Genomic DNA, 22,065 nt, shown 5'->3' on the forward strand with positions numbered 1-22,065 from the left:
AGATGGAGCCCTTCGATGTCCACGAAGCAACCCGATCTATTTTCTGAGTCGACGACAGACAACCAATCTGCGGCTCAGCAAGCGGAAGCTCAAATCCAAGAGTTGCGAAGTAAACTCGACCAATATAATTACGAATACTATGTGGAAGACCATCCGACGGTTCCCGATGCGGAGTACGACCGCTTATTTCGCCAGTTGCAGGCTCTGGAGAAAGAATTCCCGGAGTACTTCTCGCCCAATTCGCCCACTCAACGGGTAGGAGCAGCACCCTCAGGTGCCTTTGCGGAAGTTGAGCACGAGGTACCCATGTTGTCGCTCGATAACGCCTTTGCAGCGGACGAGATGAACAGCTTTATTCGTCGTGTGCAAGATCGACTGGCAAATACTAGTGAGTTGACGTGGTGCGCCGAGCCAAAGCTCGACGGCTTAGCGGTAAGCTTGTTATACGAGAACGGCCAGTTGGTGCGCGCAGCGACGCGTGGCGATGGTTACCGTGGTGAAGAAATTACTGCCAATGTGAAAACCATTCGAGCAGTGCCGCTGCAGCTTCGCGGCGACTTCCCGGAGCGTCTAGAGGTGCGCGGGGAAGTGTATATGACCCGGGCAGGGTTTGCTGCGTTGAATGAAAAGGCATTGGCCAGTGGTGACAAAGTCTTTGCTAACCCACGTAATGCCGCAGCTGGTAGCTTGCGCCAACTTGATTCGCGGGTTACCGCCACCCGTCCATTGGCGTTTTATGCTTACGCGATGGGGACAGTGCAGCCGGCACGGCAACTCGATGACGATAGTCACTATCAACGTTTGCAACAGTTGCGCCAATGGGGCTTACCGGTGTCACCGGAGACCCAGCGGTTAACCTCGAGTCAGGCGTGTTTTGATTACTATGACGACATTCTTGCTCGCCGTGATGAACTGCCTTATGAAATCGATGGTGTGGTGTTTAAGCTCGACAATATTGATCAGCAGGAAGAGCTTGGTTTTGTCTCGCGGGCGCCACGCTGGGCGATTGCCTTTAAGTTTCCTGCCCAAGAAAAAATGACCACACTGCTGGATGTTGATTTCCAAGTTGGTCGTACTGGCGCCATTACACCGGTGGCGCGCCTGCAGCCCGTCGAAGTGGCTGGTGTGGTGGTGTCCAACGCAACACTACATAACGCTGACGAAATAGAGCGCCTTGGCGTGATGGTTGGCGATCAAGTGATTATTCGTCGCGCCGGTGATGTGATACCGCAAGTGGTCGGTGTGGTGCTTGAACAGCGCCCCGATGATGCGCGACCAGTTGCATTTCCCAGTGAATGCCCAATTTGTCAGTCGGCTGTTGAGCGCGTAGCTGGTGAAGCGGTGGCGCGTTGTACGGGTGGGCTATTCTGTGCTGCGCAGCGTAAAGAAGCGATTAAGCACTTTGCCTCGCGTAAGGCGATGGACATTGACGGCCTCGGTGATAAATTAGTCGAGCTGTTAGTTGAGCGCGAGTGGGTGAAAGATCCAGCCGACCTATTCACCTTAACCACAAAAGACTTTGCCTCGTTACCGCGGATGGGCGACAAGTCGGCCGAGAACCTTGTCAATGCCTTGGCGAAAAGCCGGCAAACCACATTGGCACGATTTCTTTATAGTCTCGGTATTCGCGAAGTGGGGGAAGCGACGGCGCAGAACTTGGCCAACCACTTTGGCTCACTTGAAGCCTTGATGGCCGCAGACGAACCAGCTTTGCAAGAAGTTCCAGATATCGGTCAAGTCGTGGCGGCGCATGTGTATAACTTCTTCCGCGAAGCCCACAACCGTGATGTGATTACGCGATTGATCAGCGGCGAACAAGCTGTTACTTGGGACAATGTCGCAGTTAAAAGTGCTGAAGAGCAGCCGTTTAAAGGGCATACCTATGTTCTTACTGGTAGCTTAACGACCATGACCCGCGATGAAGCCAAAGCGCGTTTACAAGCACTTGGGGCAAAAGTAAGTGGCAGTGTTTCAGCGAAGACCACTGCAGTGTTTGCTGGTGAAGCTGCAGGCTCAAAGTTAACGAAAGCCGAAAGCTTAGGTGTGCCGGTGCACAGCGAAGAGGAACTGCTGTCGCTATTGCAACAACATGAATAACCTCACAACGTTAATAAAAAATAAGCGCCATAAGGCGCTTATTTTGTTTTAGCAGCCAAGTTACAGTGAAACTTTGGTCACATCCACATGCAGCGTGAGTCGCTGTCCCGGTTGCAAGAAACGGTCGCGCGAGATCGAGTTCCAACGCTCAATGTCGGCAACGGTCACGCGGAAACGGCTGGCTATACGTGCCAATGAGTCACCACTTCGGACATTGTATTGAATGGTGCGCATGACCGGTGTGGTGCCGGCTGTTTGTGTGCTGCTGGCACTCGAGGTGTGGTTTTGCCAGACAACTAAGGTTTGGCCAATGCGCAACGTGTCGCCAGGCGCCATGTTGTTCCAACGAGAAAGGTTCGCCACCGACACTCGGTATTTGCGTGCAATGTCCCACAAGGTGTCACCGCGACTGACTCGATGCTCAATGCGCTGCTGACCTTGCGCACGGTTTTGCGTACTTGCTAAGCGTTGCTCGGCAGACAAGGTGTACTGTTCCAGGTCTTGGCTAGCGACCGGAATTAAGAGGTGATCGCCTTGTCGAATCATGGTGCCCGACAGATTGTTGATCTGCTGGATCGCACGCACCGTTGTATTGTAGCGCTGAGCGATGAGGCCCAAACTTTCGCCTGGACGAACTTGGTGGCGCTGCCAGCTCAGCCAGTCGCTCGGATCCGAGTCCGCTAAAGCTAGCTTAAACTGTTGAGCGCGCTCAATCGGTAACAGTAGTTTATGCGGTCCGTTCGGTGCGGTCGCCCAGCGATTGTAACCGGAGTTAAAACGGTGTAGTTCCTCAAGACTCATGCCGGCCATTTCAGCGGCGAGGGCGAGGTCAATTTGGTGTCCGACATCCACAATTTCGGTGACGGGTTGGTTTGGAATATGCGTCCAAGTGACTTCCCATTGTTCACTGTCACGCAGCAATTCGGCAAGTGCTAAGATTTTTGGCACATAGTTGCGGGTTTCACGTGGTAACTGCAAGTTCCAGAAATCGGTCGGCTTGCCTTCCCGTTCGTTACGACGGATGGCTCCGAGAACACGGCCTTGACCACCGTTATAGGCAGCCATTGCTAATAACCAATCTCCGTCAAACGTTTTCGCTAAGCGATCGAAGTAATCGAGCGCCGTATGGGTTGCGGCCATCACATCGCGACGGCCGTCGTACCACCAATCAATCTCTAAGCCATAGTGACGGGCGGTACTTGGGATAAACTGCCAAATACCGCTGGCGCGGCCATGGGAGTAGGCGAACGTGTCATAGGCACTTTCAACAACAGGCACGAGAACCAGCTCAAGCGGTAAGTCGCGCTTTTCAATTTCCTGCACAATTAAATGCAAAAATGGCGCTGCCCGTTGGGCGACGCGGTCGATATAGTTCGGGTGGCGCAAGTACCAGTCACGATGGGTGTCGATCAGTGGATGCTCAGGAATTTCTAATTGCATTTGTAAACGAATGCGGTCCCAGAGATCAGCTTGCATATCGGCCGGCAATTGACGGTCGATGGTTGGCAGCTGCTGAAAGCCAGGGTGGATTAAGGCGTACTTTTGAATACCTTGCTCGCGTTCCATCTGCGGTGGTTCAACTGGCTGGGTCGGGTAGCCGTCGGCAGAACGATTGTCGGTTAACTGACAGCCGCTGAGAACGAGAACTGCTGCACTCGTGATTAGGATTTTTTTCATAGCAATGCAATCTCATTAAAATTGGTCGAAATTTAGCCGTATTTACAGCTGAAAATCAATCATTAAATTTAAAAGTTGTCTTTCCAGTGCCGAATAACGGCGAATACGTCCGCAGGGGTTGTCAGCGATTTTTGACTATACTGTTCAGCAGCGCGCTGAACGGATGGTAAATGACAACGCAAAAATGGATTGGTTGCGTGCTCACACGCTAATTCACTCGGTACCGTTGCTTGGCCTTGTTGACGTTGTTCTTGAACGGTGGCAATACGTTGTTGAATGGCTAAGTTATCGGGTTCAACAGCAGCTGCGAAGGCAAGGTTAGCAGCGGTATACTCATGGGCACAATAGATTTTACAATCGGCGGGAAGTTGCGCGATTTTCTGTAAAGAGCGGTAAAACTGTTGGGCTTCACCTTCAAACATGCGTCCACAGCCAGCGGCAAACAAGGTGTCGCCAACAAATGCCAACGCAGGATTCACAAACGCGATGTGGTCAAGGGTATGGCCGGGGCATTCAACGACTTCAAGGACGAGGTCACCGCCGAGCAAACTAAGCCGTTCGCCTTCCTCGAGGCGTTCACTGACGCTATCAACGTCGCTGGCTTGACCGCTGTAGACTGGACAAGGATAGTGAGCAAGAATGTCGGTAACGCCACCACTGTGATCCCAATGGTGGTGGGTGAGAAGAATTGCCTCGGGCTGGCACTGATGTGCTTGCAACCAAGCTAAGACCGGCTTAGCATCACCCGGGTCGACAATCACACACGACTCAGTTGTAGCGTCTGTGGTTGCACTGGTTTCTTGTGGGGCACGAATGACCCAGATGTAATTGTCCCGAAACGCGGAAATTGCATCAATACGCATCGTTCCTCCCAACCTGTTATGCTCATTAGCTAGACAGTATAAAAGGATCTGCTATGTGGTTTAAACCTGCAATGCGGGAATATTCGCAACCTTTACCAGAATTTTGGCGGGACATCCGCCAAGGTGATTGGCTGCGCGATGCCTTGCAACAGGGTTTGGCGCCGCATTGGGAAACGGTCTTCGGCCATTATTTATTGAAGCTAGGCAGCTTAAGCGACACGATTCAAACGCCTTGTCGGATTCGCGAGCAATATGTTCTTTGTCCGCGCATTCAGAATTCTCAAGACCCGCAAAAAAACTATCACCATCCGCTGATTCAAGCAGAGCTGTCGGCCTTACCCTTGCAGTCAGACTCGGTGGATGCGGTGTTCTTGCCATTTGTGCTGCAATATCACGATGATCCGCATGCGTTGTTACGGGAAGTTAATCGAGTTTTGCGAGCCGATGGTCATTTGATTCTGGCGTTAACTAATCCCTTTAATCCAGTGCAACTTGCTCGCTTATTGCCCAGTATGCGCGACAAACCGTTTTGGAATGGCCGGTTGTTTAGCCAACAGCGGGTTTGCGATTGGCTGTCGTTATTGCACTACGATGTGTTAGCCGCAGAGTATTTCGGTGCGGGTGTACCATGGCGGCAAGAGGGCAGTCCCGAGCGTGGTTGGGGACGCATCATGCAAGTTTGTCCATGGCTGCAGAGTGGTTATTTTATTGTCGCTCGCAAGCGCGAATGGCCATTAACACCGGTTCGTTTGCGTCAGCAACGCCAAGCACCGGTGCGTTCCGGTGCCATGGCGGTAGGGCGTGGCATGAGCGCTTCGTCGACCGATTAACGCGGCATTTTTAAGAAGGCTCAGGCTGATAGCCATGATCTTCAAGTAATTCGTTCCCCATGGCTGCGTCCCGAGCCAAGACATCACAACGTTCATTCTCTGGGTGGCCAGCGTGGCCTTTCACCCAATGCCAACGCACTTCGTGGCGCGCTTGTGCGGCGTCAAGGCGTTGCCACAAGTCGACATTTTTGACGGGTTTCTTTTGGCTGGTGCGAAAATTGTTTCGTTTCCAACCCGCAAGCCAACGGGTGATGCCTTGACGGACATATTCACTGTCGGTCCAGAGGTCAACTGAGCAAGGGCGTTTTAACGACTCTAAGGCAATAGCTGCTGCTAATAGCTCCATGCGGTTATTGGTGGTGAGCCGATAACCGGCTGCCAGTTCTTTTTCGTTTTTGCCGGCTTGTAAAACAATGCCGTAGCCGCCAGGGCCCGGATTACCAAGGCAAGAGCCATCGGTATAGATAGTTACGAGTGTCTTTTGAGTCATGGAAATAACTTATGGTTATGGCTACGGTGCTTTGTTTTTTGCTAGCGACCCGCTAATATGCCTCTACAGAATTAGTGCAAGAGTATAAGGTTTCGACCGCAAGGGCAAAATAACAATGACACAGGTGCAGCCAGCAACAATGGATCAATTCGCGGAACATTTTATTCCGGGGAAACGCCAAATTGTTTTAGATACAGAAACAACCGGGATTAACCCTGCGGAAGGGCACCGGGTGATTGAGATTGGCTGTGTGGAAATGGTCGGCCGCAAGCTGACTGGTAATCATTTTCATGTCTATCTGAATCCGCAACGTTTTGTTGAAGAAGAAGCCATTCGCGTTCACGGTATCACCAATGAATTTCTTGCCGACAAACCGGTCTTTGCCCAGGTCGTTGACGATTTCCTTGAATTTATCCGAGATGCCGAACTCGTCATTCACAATGCACCGTTTGACGTCGGTTTCTTGAATCATGAGTTGCAACTCATCGGTAGTCACAAAGGCAAGCTAGAAGACTACGCGAGTGTTTTCGATACCCTGAGTTTTGCCCGCGAGCAATTCCCGGGTCAGCGCAATAGTCTTGATGCGTTGTGTAAACGCTTCGATGTTGAAAACGGACACCGAACATTGCACGGTGCTTTGCTCGATGCGGAAATTCTTGCCGATGTTTATTTGCTGATGACCGGTGGGCAACGGAAGTTGTTCCAAGCGAGTCAACAGCAACAACAGCAGTCAGGCGGTGAGCAAATTAAACGGGTTGATGGCGCCGCAGCAGGCTTAAAAGTCATTCCAGCATCGCCGGCAGAGTTACAAGCTCACCAGCAGTATTTGCAGGGGATTCTCGCTGACGCGCCAGAAAAACATTGGTGATTGGTTAAACGAGCGCCACTTCGCGCTGCTTTTTTCTGCAATTGGCTTAAACGTGAGCAAACGAGCCAAAAAGTGTGAAAAAAGGGGTTGACTCAGAAGTGTCTCCCTCGTATTATCCTCGCCGCGTTGAGGGGAACAGCAAAAAGCAGTTTCTACAACGTTACTTGACGGATGGAGCGGTAGTTCAGTTGGTTAGAATACCGGCCTGTCACGCCGGGGGTCGCGGGTTCGAGTCCCGTCCGCTCCGCCATTTTCAAGTTTCGTTGTGTACCTTTTTCATCTCTTCAAGCAGTCTTGTCGTGGAGCGGTAGTTCAGTTGGTTAGAATACCGGCCTGTCACGCCGGGGGTCGCGGGTTCGAGTCCCGTCCGCTCCGCCATTTAGACAAGACACCCATGATAGAAAATCTGAACTGCCTCTTTCTGTCATGGTCACCACACTGAGTGTATTTACACTTTGTGACAATGGAGCGGTAGTTCAGTTGGTTAGAATACCGGCCTGTCACGCCGGGGGTCGCGGGTTCGAGTCCCGTCCGCTCCGCCATTTCTTTTGTTATTTCCTTTTATTTTCAAAGCATTAAACGCCGCTCGGTGGTTTATTATTTTTCTTGTCTGCAAGCTGTCATTGCGGGTGACACCTGTGTTGCTTTGAGGCACAATGCAAAGTCTTCGGTTAAAACTAAAACAGTAAAATAAAAACGACGAATTAGGACATCATGAGCTCTCCGGCGTTTGTACATTTACGCATTCATAGCGACTTTTCCATGGTTGACGGCTTAGCGAAAGTGAAGCCGATATGCCAACGTGTGGCTGCTTTAGAAATGCCTGCTATGGCATTAACCGACGAAATGAACCTGTGTGGTTTAGTGCGTTACTATCAAACCGCACGCGGGCTCGGCATTAAGCCAATTATTGGTTGTGACTTGAATGTCCTCTCGGACAGTTGGCCAGAAGAGCCATTTCGCCTTACCGCATTAGCTATGAATGAGCAGGGCTACAAGCATTTAACTGAGCTCATTTCTGCTGCCTATCAACGTGGCCATCGCGCCGGAAAACCCTGTATTGACCAAGAATGGCTTGCTACTTGGGGCGAAGGTATCTTGTTGCTATCTGGCAGCAAAGACGGCGATATAGGGCGTGCCATTTTGCGTAATCAGCGCAAGCCATTACAGCAAAGTGTAGAATTTTATCAGCAACATTTCCCTGACCGATTTTATCTAGAGCTGACCCGAACAGGGCGCGCGGATGAAGAGCGTTATGTGCATGCGGCGGTCGAGCTTGCTGCAGAGTCTGACTTACCTGTTGTAGCGACCAACGCAGTGGTATTTCTTGAGGCGGACGACTTTGAAGCCCATGAAATTCGTGTCGCGATTCATGACAGTTACACATTAGCAGACCCGCGTCGTCCGCAACGCTATAGCCGCCAGCAATACTTGCGCAGCAGCGACGAGATGCAAGCCCTGTTTGCCGATATTCCCCAAGCGTTAGCGAACACGGTGGAAATTGCCCGTCGCTGTAATGTGACTGTGCGTCTGAATGAATATTTTTTGCCGAACTTCCCGACCGGTGGTTTAACCGAAGACGAATATTTGGTGAAAAAGTCGCAAGAGGGTCTCGAGGAGCGGCTGGAGTTTCTGTTTCCTGACCCGGAAGTGCGTGCGGCGAAGCGCGGCGAGTACGATGAGCGTTTAGCGATTGAGTTAGAAGTTATTAATAACATGGGTTTCCCCGGTTATTTCTTAATCGTTATGGAATTTATTCAGTGGAGTAAAGACAACGGTATTCCGGTCGGTCCAGGACGTGGTTCGGGGGCCGGTTCATTAGTGGCTTATGCGCTGAAAATTACCGATCTCGACCCGCTGGAATTTGACCTACTTTTCGAACGTTTCTTGAACCCTGAACGGGTTTCGATGCCGGACTTCGACGTCGACTTTTGTATGGATCGCCGTGATGAAGTCATCGATCACGTCGCCGAGCTATACGGTCGCGAAGCGGTATCACAGATTATTACCTTTGGAACCATGGCAGCGAAGGCCGTGGTGCGTGACGTTGGCCGGGTATTGGGACACCCCTACGGATTCGTTGATCGGATATCTAAGCTGATTCCGCCGACGCCGGGTATGACCTTGGCGCAGGCTTTTGAAGAAGAGCCGCGATTACCTGAGCTGTACGACAGCGACGACGAAGTGCGTGAAGTTATTGACATGGCGCGTCGGCTTGAAGGGGTTACCCGTAACGCGGGGAAACACGCCGGTGGGGTGGTCATTGCACCAACCAAGATTACCGATTTCACGCCGCTTTATTGTGACTCTGAAGGTAAGTTCCCGGTTACCCAGTTTGATAAAAACGATGTCGAAACGGCTGGCTTGGTCAAGTTCGACTTCCTTGGCTTACGTACCCTGACGATCATTCAGTGGGCGTTGGACATGGTTAATGCTCGACGCCAAGAGAAAAACCAACCTGCCATTCACATTGAATCGATTCCATTAACGGATTCGCGTTGTTTCGACGTTTTGAAACGGGCAGAGACCACCGCGGTATTCCAGCTCGAATCGCGCGGGATGAAAGAGCTGATCAAGCGTCTTTTGCCGGATAGCTTCGAAGACATTATCGCACTAGTGGCCTTATTCCGACCGGGTCCGCTGCAATCCGGCATGGTTGACAACTTTATTGACCGTAAGCATGGTCGCGAAGAAATTTCCTATCCTGACTCCACCTATCAACACGAGAGTTTGAAGCCGATTCTGGAACCAACCTACGGTGTCATTCTTTATCAAGAACAGGTCATGCAAATTGCTCAGGTACTGGCTGGCTATACCCTCGGTGGCGCTGACTTGTTGCGCCGAGCGATGGGTAAGAAAAAACCTGAAGAGATGGAAAAACAGCGTAGTGTCTTTGAGCAAGGTGCCGCCGACAATGGCATTGACCCGACACTAGCAATTAAAATCTTTGACCTCGTAGAAAAGTTTGCTGGCTACGGCTTTAACAAGTCACACTCGGCAGCCTACGCGTTGGTGTCGTATCAAACGTTGTGGATGAAAGTGCATTATCCTGCCGAATTTATGGCGGCGGTGATGTCTGCCGACATGGACAATACCGACAAAATCGTCACCTTAGTTGACGAATGCGAGCGCATGGGGCTGAAAATTTTGCCGCCGGATGTCAACGTCGGTCAGCACAAGTTCTCGGTGGATGACGAACGACGTATTATCTATGGCATTGGCGCGATTAAAGGCGTTGGTGAAGGCCCGATTGAATCGATTATCGCCGCCCGAGATGAAGGCGGTCCATTTAGCGACTTGTTCGACTTCTGTAACCGCGTGGACTTGAAGAAACTCAATCGTCGCGTGCTTGAACGTTTAATTCGGGCCGGAGCAATGGATCGCCTTGGGCCGCACCGGGCCGCATTGATGGCGTCACTGGACAAAGCAATGCGCCAAGCGGAACAGCACGCACAAGCGGAAGCGGTCGGCCAAGCTGATCTGTTCGGGGTGTTGGCAAATGAGCCTGAGAACATTGAACACGAATTTGAGCAAGTGCCTGAATGGCCAGAAGCGGTCTGGCTTGAAGGTGAACGTGATACATTAGGGCTATACTTAACCGGACATCCGGTGAATCGTTATCGCAAAGAGCTCGCCCATTACACCAATAGCCGCTTGGCTGAGGTGGATAAAACCCGCAAAGGTGAGCAGGTTGCCGTAGCTGGCTTAGTTCTGGACGCTCGCTCAATGGTCAATAAAAAAGGCCAACGCTGGGGCTTGTTGACCATCGACGATAAAAGCGCACGTTTAGAGGTGCGTTTGTTTAATCGTGAGTTTGAACAATATGAAGCGCTGTTAGAAAAAGACCAAATTCTCTGGATAAAAGGAGAGGTACGATTTGATTCTTTCAGCGGTGGCAATACAATGACCGCAAGCGAAGTGATGACGCTCGAACAAGCGCGGGCACAATATGTGCGTGCATTGGCGTTAACACTCGACTTCAGTAGCCCAGTTGAACGTGAAGAAAATGCTGGAGGAAGTCGCACTAAGATTGCATATCAGCCGCCGAATGGCAGCTTGAGTGAACGGCAGCTTACTGAAATAATTAGGGTTTTACGCGAAGCTCCGCGAGGAACCTGTCCTGTGCACTTGTATTGCCGGATTGCCGGCGCGGAAGCACGACTCGAAGTTGGCAGTGACTGGTTTATTGAACCAAGTGACGATGTCATCTATGAATTAAATTTGCAGTTGGGCAGTGAAAACGTCCGACTGTGCTTTGAATAAGTACTGGAAACCACGCATGAATCTAAATTTCTTAGAGTTTGAAAAGCCCATTGCTGAGTTAGAAGCACAAATTGATGAACTTCGCGCAGTGGGCGCTAAAGGTGGTCTGGATATCGATTTAGAGAAGGAAGTCACGCAACTGCAGAAGAAGCGTGGCGAGCTCATTGAGAAAATTTTTAGTGACCTCGGCGCTTGGCAAGTTGCCCAGCTAGCGCGTCATCCGTTGCGCCCATACACACTCGATTACATCAACCTAATGTTCACCGAATTTGATGAGCTTGCAGGTGACCGAGCGTTTGCGGACGACAAAGCCATTGTCGGCGGCGTTGCGCGCCTCGATGGCAAGCCGGTGATGGTGATTGGTCAGCAAAAAGGCCGGGAAACTAAAGAAAAGGTTCGCCGCAACTTCGGCATGCCGAAGCCAGAAGGGTACCGCAAAGCGCTACGTCTGATGGAAATGGCTGAACGTTTTAAAATGCCAATTGTGACCTTTATTGACACGCCAGGTGCATATCCGGGTATCGGTGCTGAAGAGCGTGGTCAAAGTGAAGCTATTGCGCGTAACTTAAAAGTTATGGCGCGTTTGCGTGTGCCGATTGTCTGTACTGTGATTGGTGAAGGTGGTTCGGGTGGCGCATTGGCAATTGGCGTGGGTGACCGTGTGAACATGCTGCAATACAGTACTTACTCGGTTATTTCTCCAGAAGGTTGTGCTTCAATTTTGTGGAAAAGCGCAACCAAAGCCGAATTGGCCGCTGAGGCCATGGGTGTAACCGCCCAGCGCTCATTGGAGCTTGGCTTAATTGACAAAATTGTCGAAGAGCCACTCGGTGGTGCGCACCGCGACTACAAAACCATTGCTGCCCGTTTACAGCAGCGCATTCGCGATGACTTAGCGAGCTTGTCGGGTTTATCTGCCGATGAGCTACTCGAGCAACGTTATCAAAAGCTGATGTCCTTCGGTTACGTTTAAAAAAAGGGATCTCGCATGGCGCAAACTGCGTCACCGACAGGGGTAACGCCTGCGGATTTATACCCACTCTATGTGCAATTGCTGACGTCGTTGGATTTACCAGCGGGTCAGCAAATTGTTGTGGCGTTAGGTGGCGGTGCCGATTCGCAAACGGTGTTCGACTTAACGCTGCGTTTTCGCCAAGACTTTCCCGATTACCAGTACCTCGCCATTCATCTCGATCATTACTTTCATCCGGACTCGCCGCAGTGGGCTGAGTTTTTGCGAAATTATTGCCAACAAGCTGAAATAGACCACATTGTTGAAGCCATTGATGTGCCGACCGGGAAACGACTGAGCAAAGAAGAGCAAGGGCGCAATGCGCGCTATCAACGCTTAGCGGAACTCACGGACGAAAATGCAATTATTCTGCTCGGACAACATCGCACGGACCAAGTTGAAACCTTATTCTTACAGCTGAAACGGGGCGCCGGGCCGAAAGGACTCGCAGGAATGCAGGCAGTAGCGCCGTTTCGAGGTCAGCGACGGTTAGTCCGACCCTTGTTGACGGTGACGAAAGCCCAGATCTATGACTATGCGCATGCACATGGTGTTGGTTGGATTGAAGATGATACCAATCAGGACACGCGAATTGAGCGAAACTTTTTCCGCCATGTGATTATTCCGCAAATTGAAGCTCGGTTTCCTGCCTTTCAAGCGACTGCCGCGCGCTCAGCTGCTTTTTGTGGTGAGCAAACTGAATTGCTCGATCAATTACTCGCTGACAAGCTTGCAAGCTATCAAACAGCCGATGGTTGGTTAGAGCTTCGTGATTGGTGGTCGTGGGATGAGAAGATGCAACGCGCTATGCTCCGTGCTTGGCTCGATGGTCATGCAGTGACGTTGCCGAGCGCAGCGATTCTCCATGAATTACAAACCCAAATTCAGCGCAGCCATAGTGGTAAGCAAGTTCGCGTGCGCTGGAGTGGAGTCGAAGTTTATCGCCAACAGAGGTGGTTAAAAATTAACCAGTTATTTAAGTCTGCCTAGTTTTCGCTAGAAAAACGACTTTCAGCGACCGACTGCACATTCTTTGGAATAAATTTTCGCTTGCATGGTTTATACTTACGCAAGCTATTTAACTTTATTATTAATTTATTAGTTTTTTGTGAACTATCACTTCGGTTTCGGTCGTAATAGACACATATTGATGACAGAACGATCAGATCCGTTATAAAAATAGATAGCGCAAGACTAATTTGTACAACATATATGTACACCATAGACGCACAACTTATAGCGTAGAAAAATAATAGGTCAGCGACCAACGGCAGCGGCTGTGAATTCCATGCAGCGTTAGGGACTCCATTCTAATCACGGTTACACAATCCATGGCGATTAAAAAACGACTCATTCTCATACCGGTTTCCATCTTAATTGTGGCGGTTTTTGCGTACAACATTTTGGCCAATATGCGCCAGGCTCCGCCTCGACAAGCAGCTGAACGGCTACCTGTGTTGGTGGAATATACGCAAGTACAATTCGGTTCGGTGCAGTTTCAAGTGCCAACCCAAGGGAACGTGATGCCGCGCTTTGCCACGCAACTTACCGCCGAAGTCGGAGGCCGCATTCAATGGGTCTCGCCTAAGTTTGTCGCCGGTGGTTTCTTTAGTAAAGATGAGGTCTTGCTGCGCATTGATGATTTTGACTATCGAACTGCCGTCGAAGAAGCGAAAGCCAACTTAGCGCGTGCGCAAGCCATGGTGGCCGAAGAGCGGGCACGTGGGCAAGTCGCAGAAGCAGAATGGCGTTCAATTCAAGCCGGTGAAATTCCTGAGCTGGGTTTACGTCGTCCGCAGCTCGCTAGTGAATTAGCCAACCTACAATCGGCGCAAGCGCGTTTAGCGCAGGCGGAACGGAATCTCGAACGCACGCAAGTGAAAGCGCCGTTTAATGGCGTTTTACAAAGCCGCAATGTCAACCTTGGTCAGTTCATTCCAGCAAATGCCAACATTGGTGCATTCTTTGGCACTGATGTAGCGGAAATTAGGGTGGCTTTGTCAGAGTTTGATTTATCCTTGCTGCCGGATCTGACCCTACTCAATGACGATGACAAACGGCCAGAAGCGCTGTTGCGCGCTGAAGTTGCCGGCAACACTCAGGAGTGGCGAGGCCATTTGATTCGTACTGAAGGTGTCATTGACGCCGACAGTCGTGTGACCTATGCCGTCATTGCCGTCCAAGACCCGTACAATTTGCGTAGCGAAGACGAGCGCACGGCATTGCCATTCGGTCGTTTTGTGCGTTTGTATATTCAGGGCATTGAAGTCGAACAACTGATTGAGCTACCGCGTTATGCAGTCAATAGTAATCAGCAGGTGTGGGTGATTACCCCAGAGCGGACGCTTGAATTGCGCACGGTTGAAGTATTTCGCCGTGATCGCAATGCGGTTTACATTCGCGACGGTCTTGCGGACGGTGAACTGGTGATGCTGACTCAACTCGAAAACCCGTTAAATGGTTTGCGCGTACGGATTCCCGGCGAAGCAAATCAACATAGTAGCGCGGACGCAGACGCTACAGACGCTAATAGCTCAGCGGCAGACGGAGAATAATCATGCAACGGGAAACGGGGATTATTGCTTGGTTTACGCGCAATCGCGTCGCCGCTAACTTGCTCATGTTCTTGATTATTGTTGCCGGCATTGCAGCTGTATTTTCAATTCGCAAGCAAATGTTTCCAACCATTGAGCCGAACACCATTATGGTGCGGGTGGTTTACCCCGGAGCGGCACCACAAGAAGTTGAGCAGGGCGTTATTATTCGAATTGAAGACGCCATTGACGAAGTTGAAGGTATTAAGCGCATCACCAGTAATGCCCGTGAAGGCATGGGCACGGTGACCATCGAGGTCGAGTCGAATTACGAAGTTCAAGAAGTCATGGACGAAATTCGAATGAACGTCGATGGTATTTCGAGTTTCCCTGCGCAGATTGAACCCCCGTTAGTTTATCGGATGCGGCCACAGCGTCAGATCATTTGGATGTCGGTGTATGGCGACCTGGACGAGCGTTCGCGGAAAAATTTAGCCCGCGAGATCCGTGACGAAGTGCGCTCAATTTCCGGTATCACCCGAGCCACGGTGGTTGGTGCACGTAATGATGAAATTTCGATTGAAATTTCCGAACATGACCTCCGTCAGTTCGGTTTAACGTTCCAAGATATCGTGCAAGCGGTTCGCGGCACCTCGATTGATATTCCCGGCGGTACCATTCGCACGCCAAATGGCGATATTTTGCTGCGCGCAAAAGGCCAAAGTTACAGTGGCCGCGAGTTCGAAGACATCGTTTTGCTGCGTCGGCCTGATGGTACGCGGATTACCATTGGCGATATTGCCATTGTTCGAGATGACTTTGTGGAAACGCGAGCGTTTGCTGAGTTCGACGGTGGTCGAGCGACCTTTGTTCGCGTCGACTCAGTGGGTGATCAAAACGACCTGCAAATCGCTCGTTCGGTGAAACGCTATGTGGAACAAAAGCAAGATAGCTTGCCTGCGGGCGTTTATTTAGATCATTGGGGTGATAGTTCTTACTATCTGCAAGGCCGCCTCGATCTCATGTTGAAGAACATGTATTTCGGGATTGCGTTGGTATTCTTAGCGCTTACGTTGTTTTTGCAGTTACGCTTGGCGTTCTGGGTCATGGTCGGCTTACCGGTGTGTTTCCTTGGTGCATTGGCACTGATGAACCTGCCGATGTTCGATGTTTCGATCAATATGATTTCCTTGTTTGGCTTTATTCTGGTGCTCGGGATCGTGGTCGATGATGCGATAATTATCGGTGAAAGTGCCTATTCCGAAATCGAGGCGCACGGAAAGTCCGAAGAGAATGTTATTCGCGGGGCGAAGAAAGTCGCCTTACCGGCAACCTTCGGGGTGTTAACGACCATTGTCGCGTTTTTACCCATGCTAATGGTTGGTGGCACCATGGCGGGGCTCTGGGAGTCCATTGCTTATGTGGTTATTTTCTGTTTAATCTTCTCGCTCATTGAATCAAAGTGGATTTTACCTGCGCACATTAACGGCATGAAATTCAGCCGCACTGCAGATCAAAAACAGAATGCCTTTCAGCGCTTTCGTAATCGTTTTTCCGATGGTCTCAAAGTTTTCGTTGAAAAACGTTACCGGCCTTTTGCAGAAAAATGCGTGCGTTATCGTTACACCACGATTGCATCGTTTTTAGCCCTTATGATCATCATGATCGGCTTAGTGCAAGGTGGTTTTGTGCGCTGGGTATTCTTCCCGAATATCCCGAGTGACTTTATTTTTGCGCAAGTACAAATGCAGCCAGGTACGAATGAAGAACGCACAGCCGATACCTTGCGACAAATTCGACAAGCTCTGTATGAGCTGAATGGCGAATATCAAGCAGAGCATAACCAGTCGATGGTGCGCCACGTTAACGTGTTCTTGAATAGCGCCGAAGCAGGGCAAGTCATGGTTGAGCTAGAGAAAGGAGAGCAGCTCGAAATTGACGGTTTGGCGGTGGTTAATCGTTGGCGTGAGCGGGTACCGGAACTAGCTGGCGTTAAAGAGCTGAACTTCCAAGGCAGTATTGGCGGTGGGCCATCATTTGACCTTGAATTCCAATTGAGTGGCCGTAATCTTGATGAGCTGTCGGCAGCTGCGAGCGACCTGCGCTTAGTCCTTGCTGAGTATGGTGGTGTTTTTGATATTTCTGACACCTTCGGCACGCCACGTGAGGAAATTCAGTTACGCTTAAAGCCGGCTGCTGATGCCGTCGGTGTGACGATGCAAGATTTAGCGACCCAAGTGCGTTATGCCTTCTATGGTGCGGAAGCACAGCGTTTGCCAAGAAACGACGAAGAAGTGCGTGTCATGGTGCGCTATCCATTGTCAGAACGGCAGTCGATCGGCAACCTTGAAAACATGAAGATTCGGACGCCTGATGGCCGCGAAATTCCGTTCCAAGAGATTGCTGAAGCCTACAGTGCCGATGGATACAGCACCATTAACCGCGTTAACGGCGTGCGTTCAGTGAATGTGCGTGCGCGAGTGGACAAGGAGCGCATTGAACCGAGTTCAATTGTAAGAGATGTACGGGCGAATTATATCCCAGACATTCTTGAGCGTTATCCCAATGTGCGTTTTGGTTTAGAAGGCGCGAGTCTCGATGAAGCAGAAGCGATTGGTTCATTGGCCTTTGGTGCGTTACTGGCGTTATTTGGTATCTACGCGCTGATGGCGATCCCATTAAAGTCCTACAGCCAACCGCTGATTATTATGTCGGTCATTCCATTTGGTGTCATTGGTGCGATTTTTGGCCACTGGGTGCTACAAATGCCGGTTAGTATTCTGAGTTTGTTCGGGATTATTGCGCTTGCGGGTGTGGTGGTGAACGACAGTTTGATTCTCGTCGATTACGTCAATCAGACACGCGATAAACTGCGCGACTTGCGCAGTGTCGTGGTGAATGCCGGTTGTGCGCGGTTCCGTGCGATTGTGTTAACCTCATTAACCACGTTCATGGGCTTAACACCAATCGTGCTAGAGCGCAGTATGCAGGCGCAATTCGTCATTCCAATGGCAATCTCGCTCGCATTCGGTATTTTGTTTGCCACTGTGATCACCCTGATTTTGATTCCATGTTTGTACTTGGTATTGAACGATATCAAACAGCTGTTTGGGCGTGGCCGTCCAGTTGTGATGGAAGAAAGCCTAAAAACCATGTGAGCTCATTAAGCTAGGTTGATGAATTTTAAGAGGGCAAAGTTGAATTTGCCCTTTTTTCTGTCACAAAAAAAGCTACACTGATGACCTAAACTAGCGCAGACAAAAAACACTGCAGGGAGAACGATGCATGTTTAAGATGATCACCATTCCACTCATTGACATCATTGCCTTAAGTTGGTTTATGTTTTGCTGGGTCGGCTATTCGTTTTTTGCGCGCAAACGAGCAAAAACCTATTATTCGTTATCGAATATTCTTTGTACTTTACGCGTGGAATGGATGAACGCAGTGGTGCATAAAGAGCACCACATTGCCGATGCTGCGTTGGTTGGCAATGTCGAGCGTACAGTGACATTCTTTGCCTCGTCCACCATATTCGTGCTCGCCGGTGTGTTGACGGTGATTGCCTCGAATGATGCTTTTGTACGGGTTCTCGAGCAGCTTCCGTTCACAACACAGCAGAGTCACGGTTTAGTGCTGCTCAAGCTTGCTGGCATTGCTGGAATTATGGTGTTCGCCTTCTTTAAGTTTACCTGGGCGGTGCGTCAGTTTGGCTTCGTGTCGATATTATTAGGCATGGCACCATCGATTTCTCGTCCAACGGTCGAAAAGGCGGAGCGTGATGCGTTTTCATTAAATGCTGCCAAAGTACTCGACCAAGCCGGTCACGAATATAATTATGGCTTGCGCGCTTATTATTTTGCTTTGGCTTATTTGTGCTGGTTTGTGAGTCCTTGGTTATTTATTACTGCCAGTATTATCGTCACTGCTGTGCTCTATCGCCGTGAGTATAACTCGCGCGTCCTCCGTGCATTATTGGCGTCGCAAGGGCTCGAACCGGGTCCTAAGAGCACCACAAGCGAGTAAATTCATTCGTTCGATTTTTCTATCAAGGAGCTTTCAACACAATGTTGCATTCTTGGCCACACGACAATTTTTTAGCATTTTCTCGGCAACATGAATGGGGTGGGCTAACTGCGCAATCAACAACCCTCAACAATGGGGTGACGGTGATTCAACATGACAGTGGGGTAATCGAATTCCAGCCTGCTGAGAACATAGCGAAACTCGACTTAGTGCTTTCCTGTGCCGTGCATGGTGATGAAACCGCACCGATTGAAATATGCGATGAATTAATCAGCGCACTCATGCGAGAGGAACTCGTGCCGCAAAGTCGTGTGCTGTTTTTAATTGCAAACCCCGCAGCAATTAACGTTGGCCGCAGGTTTGTTGAAGAGAATATGAACCGGTTATTTAGCGGCGGACATAGCCAAGGGGCTGGCTTAGTTAACCGTGAACGCAAGCGCGCGAAAGCTTTAGAAGGCTTTGTAACTGATTTCTTTGCGGCAACGCCAAGCTCACACACGCGCATGCATTACGATTTGCATACCGCTATTCGTGATTCCAAACACGAAAAGTTCGCTGTTTATCCATACCAGAACGGCAAACCTTATTCGGCTGAGCAACTCCGTTTATTGGCTGCGTTAGACGTTCCTGTCGTACTTCTCCACGAAGGCCCAACTACAACATTCTCGTATTTTTCCGTTAATTCATGTCAAGCCCACGGTTTTACGGTTGAATTGGGTAAGGTACGCCCGTTTGGGGAAAACGACATGAGCCGATTTGCAAAAACGAAATCACAACTGATCGCACTAATTACGCAAGGCGCAAATATTGCTGCAGCGCCAGAACTGAGCGGTGTTCAGGTTTACCAAGTACAACGCAGTATTAACCGCACACAAGACGACTTTCAGTTGAATTTCCCCGATGATGTGGCTAATTTCACGCCCTTTAAACAAGGTGACTTACTTGCGCGCGATGGCTCTGAGCCGATTTATGCAGAACAGGATGGCGAGGCAATTATTTTTCCAAATGCGAAAGTGGCGATTGGTCAGCGAGCGCTTTTGACCGTAATGCCGGTCGCTCTACAACATCTCAATATTGTCTAATCTTTCGCCAATTAAGTCTGGTCAGAGCAAGCACTTGGCAAATGTACGCTAGAATGAACACCATTTACGACAGAACTGAACGACAAAGTTTGCAACGCAGTTGACGTAAAGGTAAAGTCTGTCACAAAGTATTAACACACTGAAGAGAACGCTATGGCTACGCAAATGGCAAAGGATCCTCAAAAAACTGCAGTGACTACAGAACTGCAGGTAATTTCCGGGAATGCCCTTGATATTCCTATGTATCAGCTGTTGAAAGAAGATGGCACGGTGCATAAAGGAGTCAAACTTCCAGAAATCGGCAAAGAGCTGGCACTGAAAATGTTCAGTACCATGCAGTTTATTCGAATTTTAGATGAGCGCATGATTGCCGCTCAACGCCAAGGTCGGATTAGTTTTTATCTGTCGTCATTGGGCGAAGAAGCTGCCGCAATTGGTTCGGCTGCGGCGCTTAAGTTTGAAGACATGATCATGGGTCAATACCGTGAGCAAGGCGCTTTGGCGTTTCGCGGGTTTACCATTGACCAGTTCATGAACCAACTGTTCTCGAACGAACTCGATCTGGGTAAAGGTCGGCAAATGCCAGTGCATTACGGCTGTGCTGACTTGAACTTCATGACGATTTCGTCGCCACTGGGCACGCAAATCCCACAAGCAACGGGTTACGCTTATGGTCAGAAGCAGTCTGGCGAGAAAACCTGTACCTTGTGTTATTTCGGTGAAGGCGCCGCTTCAGAAGGTGACTTCCACGCCGGTTTAAATATGGCAGCTGTGTTTAAAGTGCCAGTTATCTTCTTCTGCCGGAACAATGGTTATGCAATTTCGACGCCTGCCAATGAACAATTTGCTGGCGATGGCATTGCCCCTCGCGCTGTTGGTTATGGCATGAAAGCCATTCGCGTTGACGGTAATGACATTTTTGCCGTTTACCAAGCGGTGCAAGAAGCTCGTCGCTTAGCGGTTGAAGAGAATGAGCCCGTGCTTATTGAAGCCATGTCATATCGGATGGCCGGCCACTCAACATCGGACGACCCAAGTGGTTATCGCAGCAAGGAAGAGGAAGAAGCTCGCCGGAAACGCGAGCCGATGATCCGCTTCCGCAATTGGTTAGTGAAGCAAGGCTGGATTAGCGAAGAAGAAGCTGACGCGCAAATGCAACAGCATAAAGAAGAAGTTTTAGCGGCATTAAAACGCGCTGAAACCGTTGCTGCGCCGCATGTTGATGAAATTATTGTTGACGTCTATGACGAGCCGACGCAAGCGTTGAAAGATCAGCTTGAAGCGTTAAAAGCACACATCCGGCAATATCCAGATGCGTACCCGGCTACCTCAGGAGGCGTTAAGTAATGGCAAAAATGAATTTACTCCAAGCCATCAACAGCGCCCTTGATGTGGCGATGGCAAAGAACGACAAAGTTAGTGTTTTTGGTGAAGACGTTGGCCACTTTGGTGGCGTTTTCCGCGCGACCAGCGGTTTACAGCAAAAATATGGCCGCAGCCGTTGTTTTAATACCCCTCTGGTTGAGCAGGGCATTATCGGTTTTGCTAACGGTTTGGCGGCGCAAGGAAGTTTTCCGGTTGCGGAAATTCAGTTCGGTGATTACATTTTCCCGGCATTTGACCAGATCGTGAACGAAACTGCCAAATTCCGTTATCGCTCAGGTAATGAGTTCAATGTCGGCGGTTTAACTATTCGTACCCCATACGGCGGTGGTATTCATGGTGGTCACTATCACTCACAATCACCAGAAGCTTATTTTGCCCACACGCCAGGCTTAAAAATTGTTGTTCCACGCAACCCGTATCAAGCCAAAGGCTTGTTGCTGAGTGCGATTTTTGATCCAAACCCAGTTTTATTCCTCGAGCCGAAGCGGTTATATCGCGCTGCGGTTGGCGAAGTGCCAGAAGAAGAGTACACCCTGCCTATCGGTAAGGCTGAAGTTGTTCAGGAAGGTACTGATATCACGGTCGTGGGCTGGGGCGCACAAGTTGAAGTGATTGAGCGCGCAGCAGAATTGGCGAAGAAAGACGGCGTCAGCGTCGAAATTATCGACTTACGCAGTATTTTACCGTGGGATGTCGACACAGTTGCGCAGTCGGTGATGAAAACCGGCCGTATGGTCGTCAGCCAAGAAGCGCCGCATACCATGGCATTTGGTAGCGAAGTGGCAGCAACGATTCAGGAAAAATGTTTCCTGTACTTGGAGTCGCCGGTTATGCGTGCTTCAGGTTTAGATACACCGTACCCGCTTGCGCACGAAAAAGAGTACTTCTCAGATCATCTGAAGACGTACGAAATGATTAAACGTTCACTGAATTACTAACA

15 protein-coding genes and 3 tRNA genes are annotated in these 22,065 nt (G+C 50.0%); 15 read left to right on the forward strand and 3 right to left on the reverse strand.

Features of this window, described 5'->3' with window-relative positions; translation table 11 throughout:
• The first annotated feature begins 15 nt into the window (after positions 1–15).
• Positions 16–2,097: an NAD-dependent DNA ligase LigA gene (gene ligA, locus CWE06_RS00800; RefSeq protein WP_126790411.1), complete on the forward strand. Its 2,082-nt coding sequence runs from the start codon at positions 16–18 to the stop codon at positions 2,095–2,097.
• 60 nt (positions 2,098–2,157) lie between these two features.
• On the opposite strand, the gene CWE06_RS00805 is transcribed toward ligA, so the two are convergent.
• On the reverse strand, positions 2,158–3,774 hold the full coding sequence (locus tag CWE06_RS00805; RefSeq protein WP_126790412.1) for a lytic transglycosylase: 1,617 nt from the start codon (positions 3,772–3,774) through the stop codon (positions 2,158–2,160).
• Between the two features lie 68 nt (positions 3,775–3,842).
• Positions 3,843–4,637: a hydroxyacylglutathione hydrolase gene (gene gloB / locus CWE06_RS00810; RefSeq protein WP_126790413.1), complete on the reverse strand. Its 795-nt coding sequence runs from the start codon at positions 4,635–4,637 to the stop codon at positions 3,843–3,845.
• 53 nt (positions 4,638–4,690) lie between these two features.
• Between gloB and CWE06_RS00815 the strand changes: the two genes are divergently transcribed.
• Positions 4,691–5,467, forward strand: a complete 777-nt coding sequence (locus tag CWE06_RS00815) for a class I SAM-dependent methyltransferase (protein WP_126790414.1) — start codon at positions 4,691–4,693, stop codon at positions 5,465–5,467.
• Between the two features lie 10 nt (positions 5,468–5,477).
• On the opposite strand, the gene rnhA is transcribed toward CWE06_RS00815, so the two are convergent.
• The gene (rnhA, locus tag CWE06_RS00820; RefSeq protein WP_126790415.1) at positions 5,478–5,957 is read right to left on the reverse strand and encodes a ribonuclease HI; all 480 of its coding nucleotides are present in this window, start codon (positions 5,955–5,957) and stop codon (positions 5,478–5,480) included.
• A 115-nt stretch (positions 5,958–6,072) separates the two neighbouring features.
• On the opposite strand from rnhA, the gene dnaQ reads away from it, so the two are divergent.
• From dnaQ to CWE06_RS00885, 13 genes are all read left to right on the forward strand, one after another.
• On the forward strand, positions 6,073–6,825 hold the full coding sequence (gene dnaQ / locus CWE06_RS00825; protein ID WP_241972436.1) for a DNA polymerase III subunit epsilon: 753 nt from the start codon (positions 6,073–6,075) through the stop codon (positions 6,823–6,825).
• A 173-nt stretch (positions 6,826–6,998) separates the two neighbouring features.
• Positions 6,999–7,075: transfer RNA gene (locus tag CWE06_RS00830), tRNA-Asp, on the forward strand.
• 51 nt (positions 7,076–7,126) lie between these two features.
• Positions 7,127–7,203, forward strand: a tRNA-Asp gene (locus CWE06_RS00835).
• Between the two features lie 87 nt (positions 7,204–7,290).
• Positions 7,291–7,367 (forward strand) — tRNA-Asp (locus tag CWE06_RS00840).
• Between the two features lie 172 nt (positions 7,368–7,539).
• Positions 7,540–11,088, forward strand: a complete 3,549-nt coding sequence (gene dnaE / locus CWE06_RS00845; RefSeq protein ID WP_126790416.1) for a DNA polymerase III subunit alpha — start codon at positions 7,540–7,542, stop codon at positions 11,086–11,088.
• 16 nt (positions 11,089–11,104) lie between these two features.
• On the forward strand, positions 11,105–12,061 hold the full coding sequence (gene accA / locus CWE06_RS00850) for an acetyl-CoA carboxylase carboxyl transferase subunit alpha (protein WP_126790417.1): 957 nt from the start codon (positions 11,105–11,107) through the stop codon (positions 12,059–12,061).
• Between the two features lie 15 nt (positions 12,062–12,076).
• On the forward strand, positions 12,077–13,090 hold the full coding sequence (tilS, locus tag CWE06_RS00855) for a tRNA lysidine(34) synthetase TilS (RefSeq protein ID WP_126790418.1): 1,014 nt from the start codon (positions 12,077–12,079) through the stop codon (positions 13,088–13,090).
• A gap of 341 nt (positions 13,091–13,431) precedes the next feature.
• Positions 13,432–14,655, forward strand: a complete 1,224-nt coding sequence (locus tag CWE06_RS00860; RefSeq protein ID WP_126790419.1) for an efflux RND transporter periplasmic adaptor subunit — start codon at positions 13,432–13,434, stop codon at positions 14,653–14,655.
• A 2-nt stretch (positions 14,656–14,657) separates the two neighbouring features.
• Positions 14,658–17,792 (forward strand): efflux RND transporter permease subunit, encoded by a 3,135-nt coding sequence (locus CWE06_RS00865; protein WP_198679003.1) that lies wholly within the window; start codon positions 14,658–14,660, stop codon positions 17,790–17,792.
• 127 nt (positions 17,793–17,919) lie between these two features.
• Positions 17,920–18,657: a DUF599 domain-containing protein gene (locus tag CWE06_RS00870; RefSeq protein WP_241972437.1), complete on the forward strand. Its 738-nt coding sequence runs from the start codon at positions 17,920–17,922 to the stop codon at positions 18,655–18,657.
• Between the two features lie 41 nt (positions 18,658–18,698).
• Positions 18,699–19,739 (forward strand): succinylglutamate desuccinylase, encoded by a 1,041-nt coding sequence (gene astE, locus CWE06_RS00875; protein WP_126790421.1) that lies wholly within the window; start codon positions 18,699–18,701, stop codon positions 19,737–19,739.
• A gap of 153 nt (positions 19,740–19,892) precedes the next feature.
• Positions 19,893–21,086: a thiamine pyrophosphate-dependent dehydrogenase E1 component subunit alpha gene (locus CWE06_RS00880; protein WP_420808506.1), complete on the forward strand. Its 1,194-nt coding sequence runs from the start codon at positions 19,893–19,895 to the stop codon at positions 21,084–21,086.
• Entirely contained in the window at positions 21,086–22,063 is a 978-nt protein-coding gene (locus tag CWE06_RS00885) for a transketolase C-terminal domain-containing protein (protein ID WP_126790422.1), read from the forward strand. Before CWE06_RS00880 ends, CWE06_RS00885 begins: the two co-directional genes overlap by 1 nt.
• Positions 22,064–22,065: the final 2 nt, after the last annotated feature.

The sequence above is a fragment of the Aliidiomarina haloalkalitolerans genome (assembly GCF_003987315.1).
GTDB lineage: Bacteria > Pseudomonadota > Gammaproteobacteria > Enterobacterales > Alteromonadaceae > Aliidiomarina > Aliidiomarina haloalkalitolerans.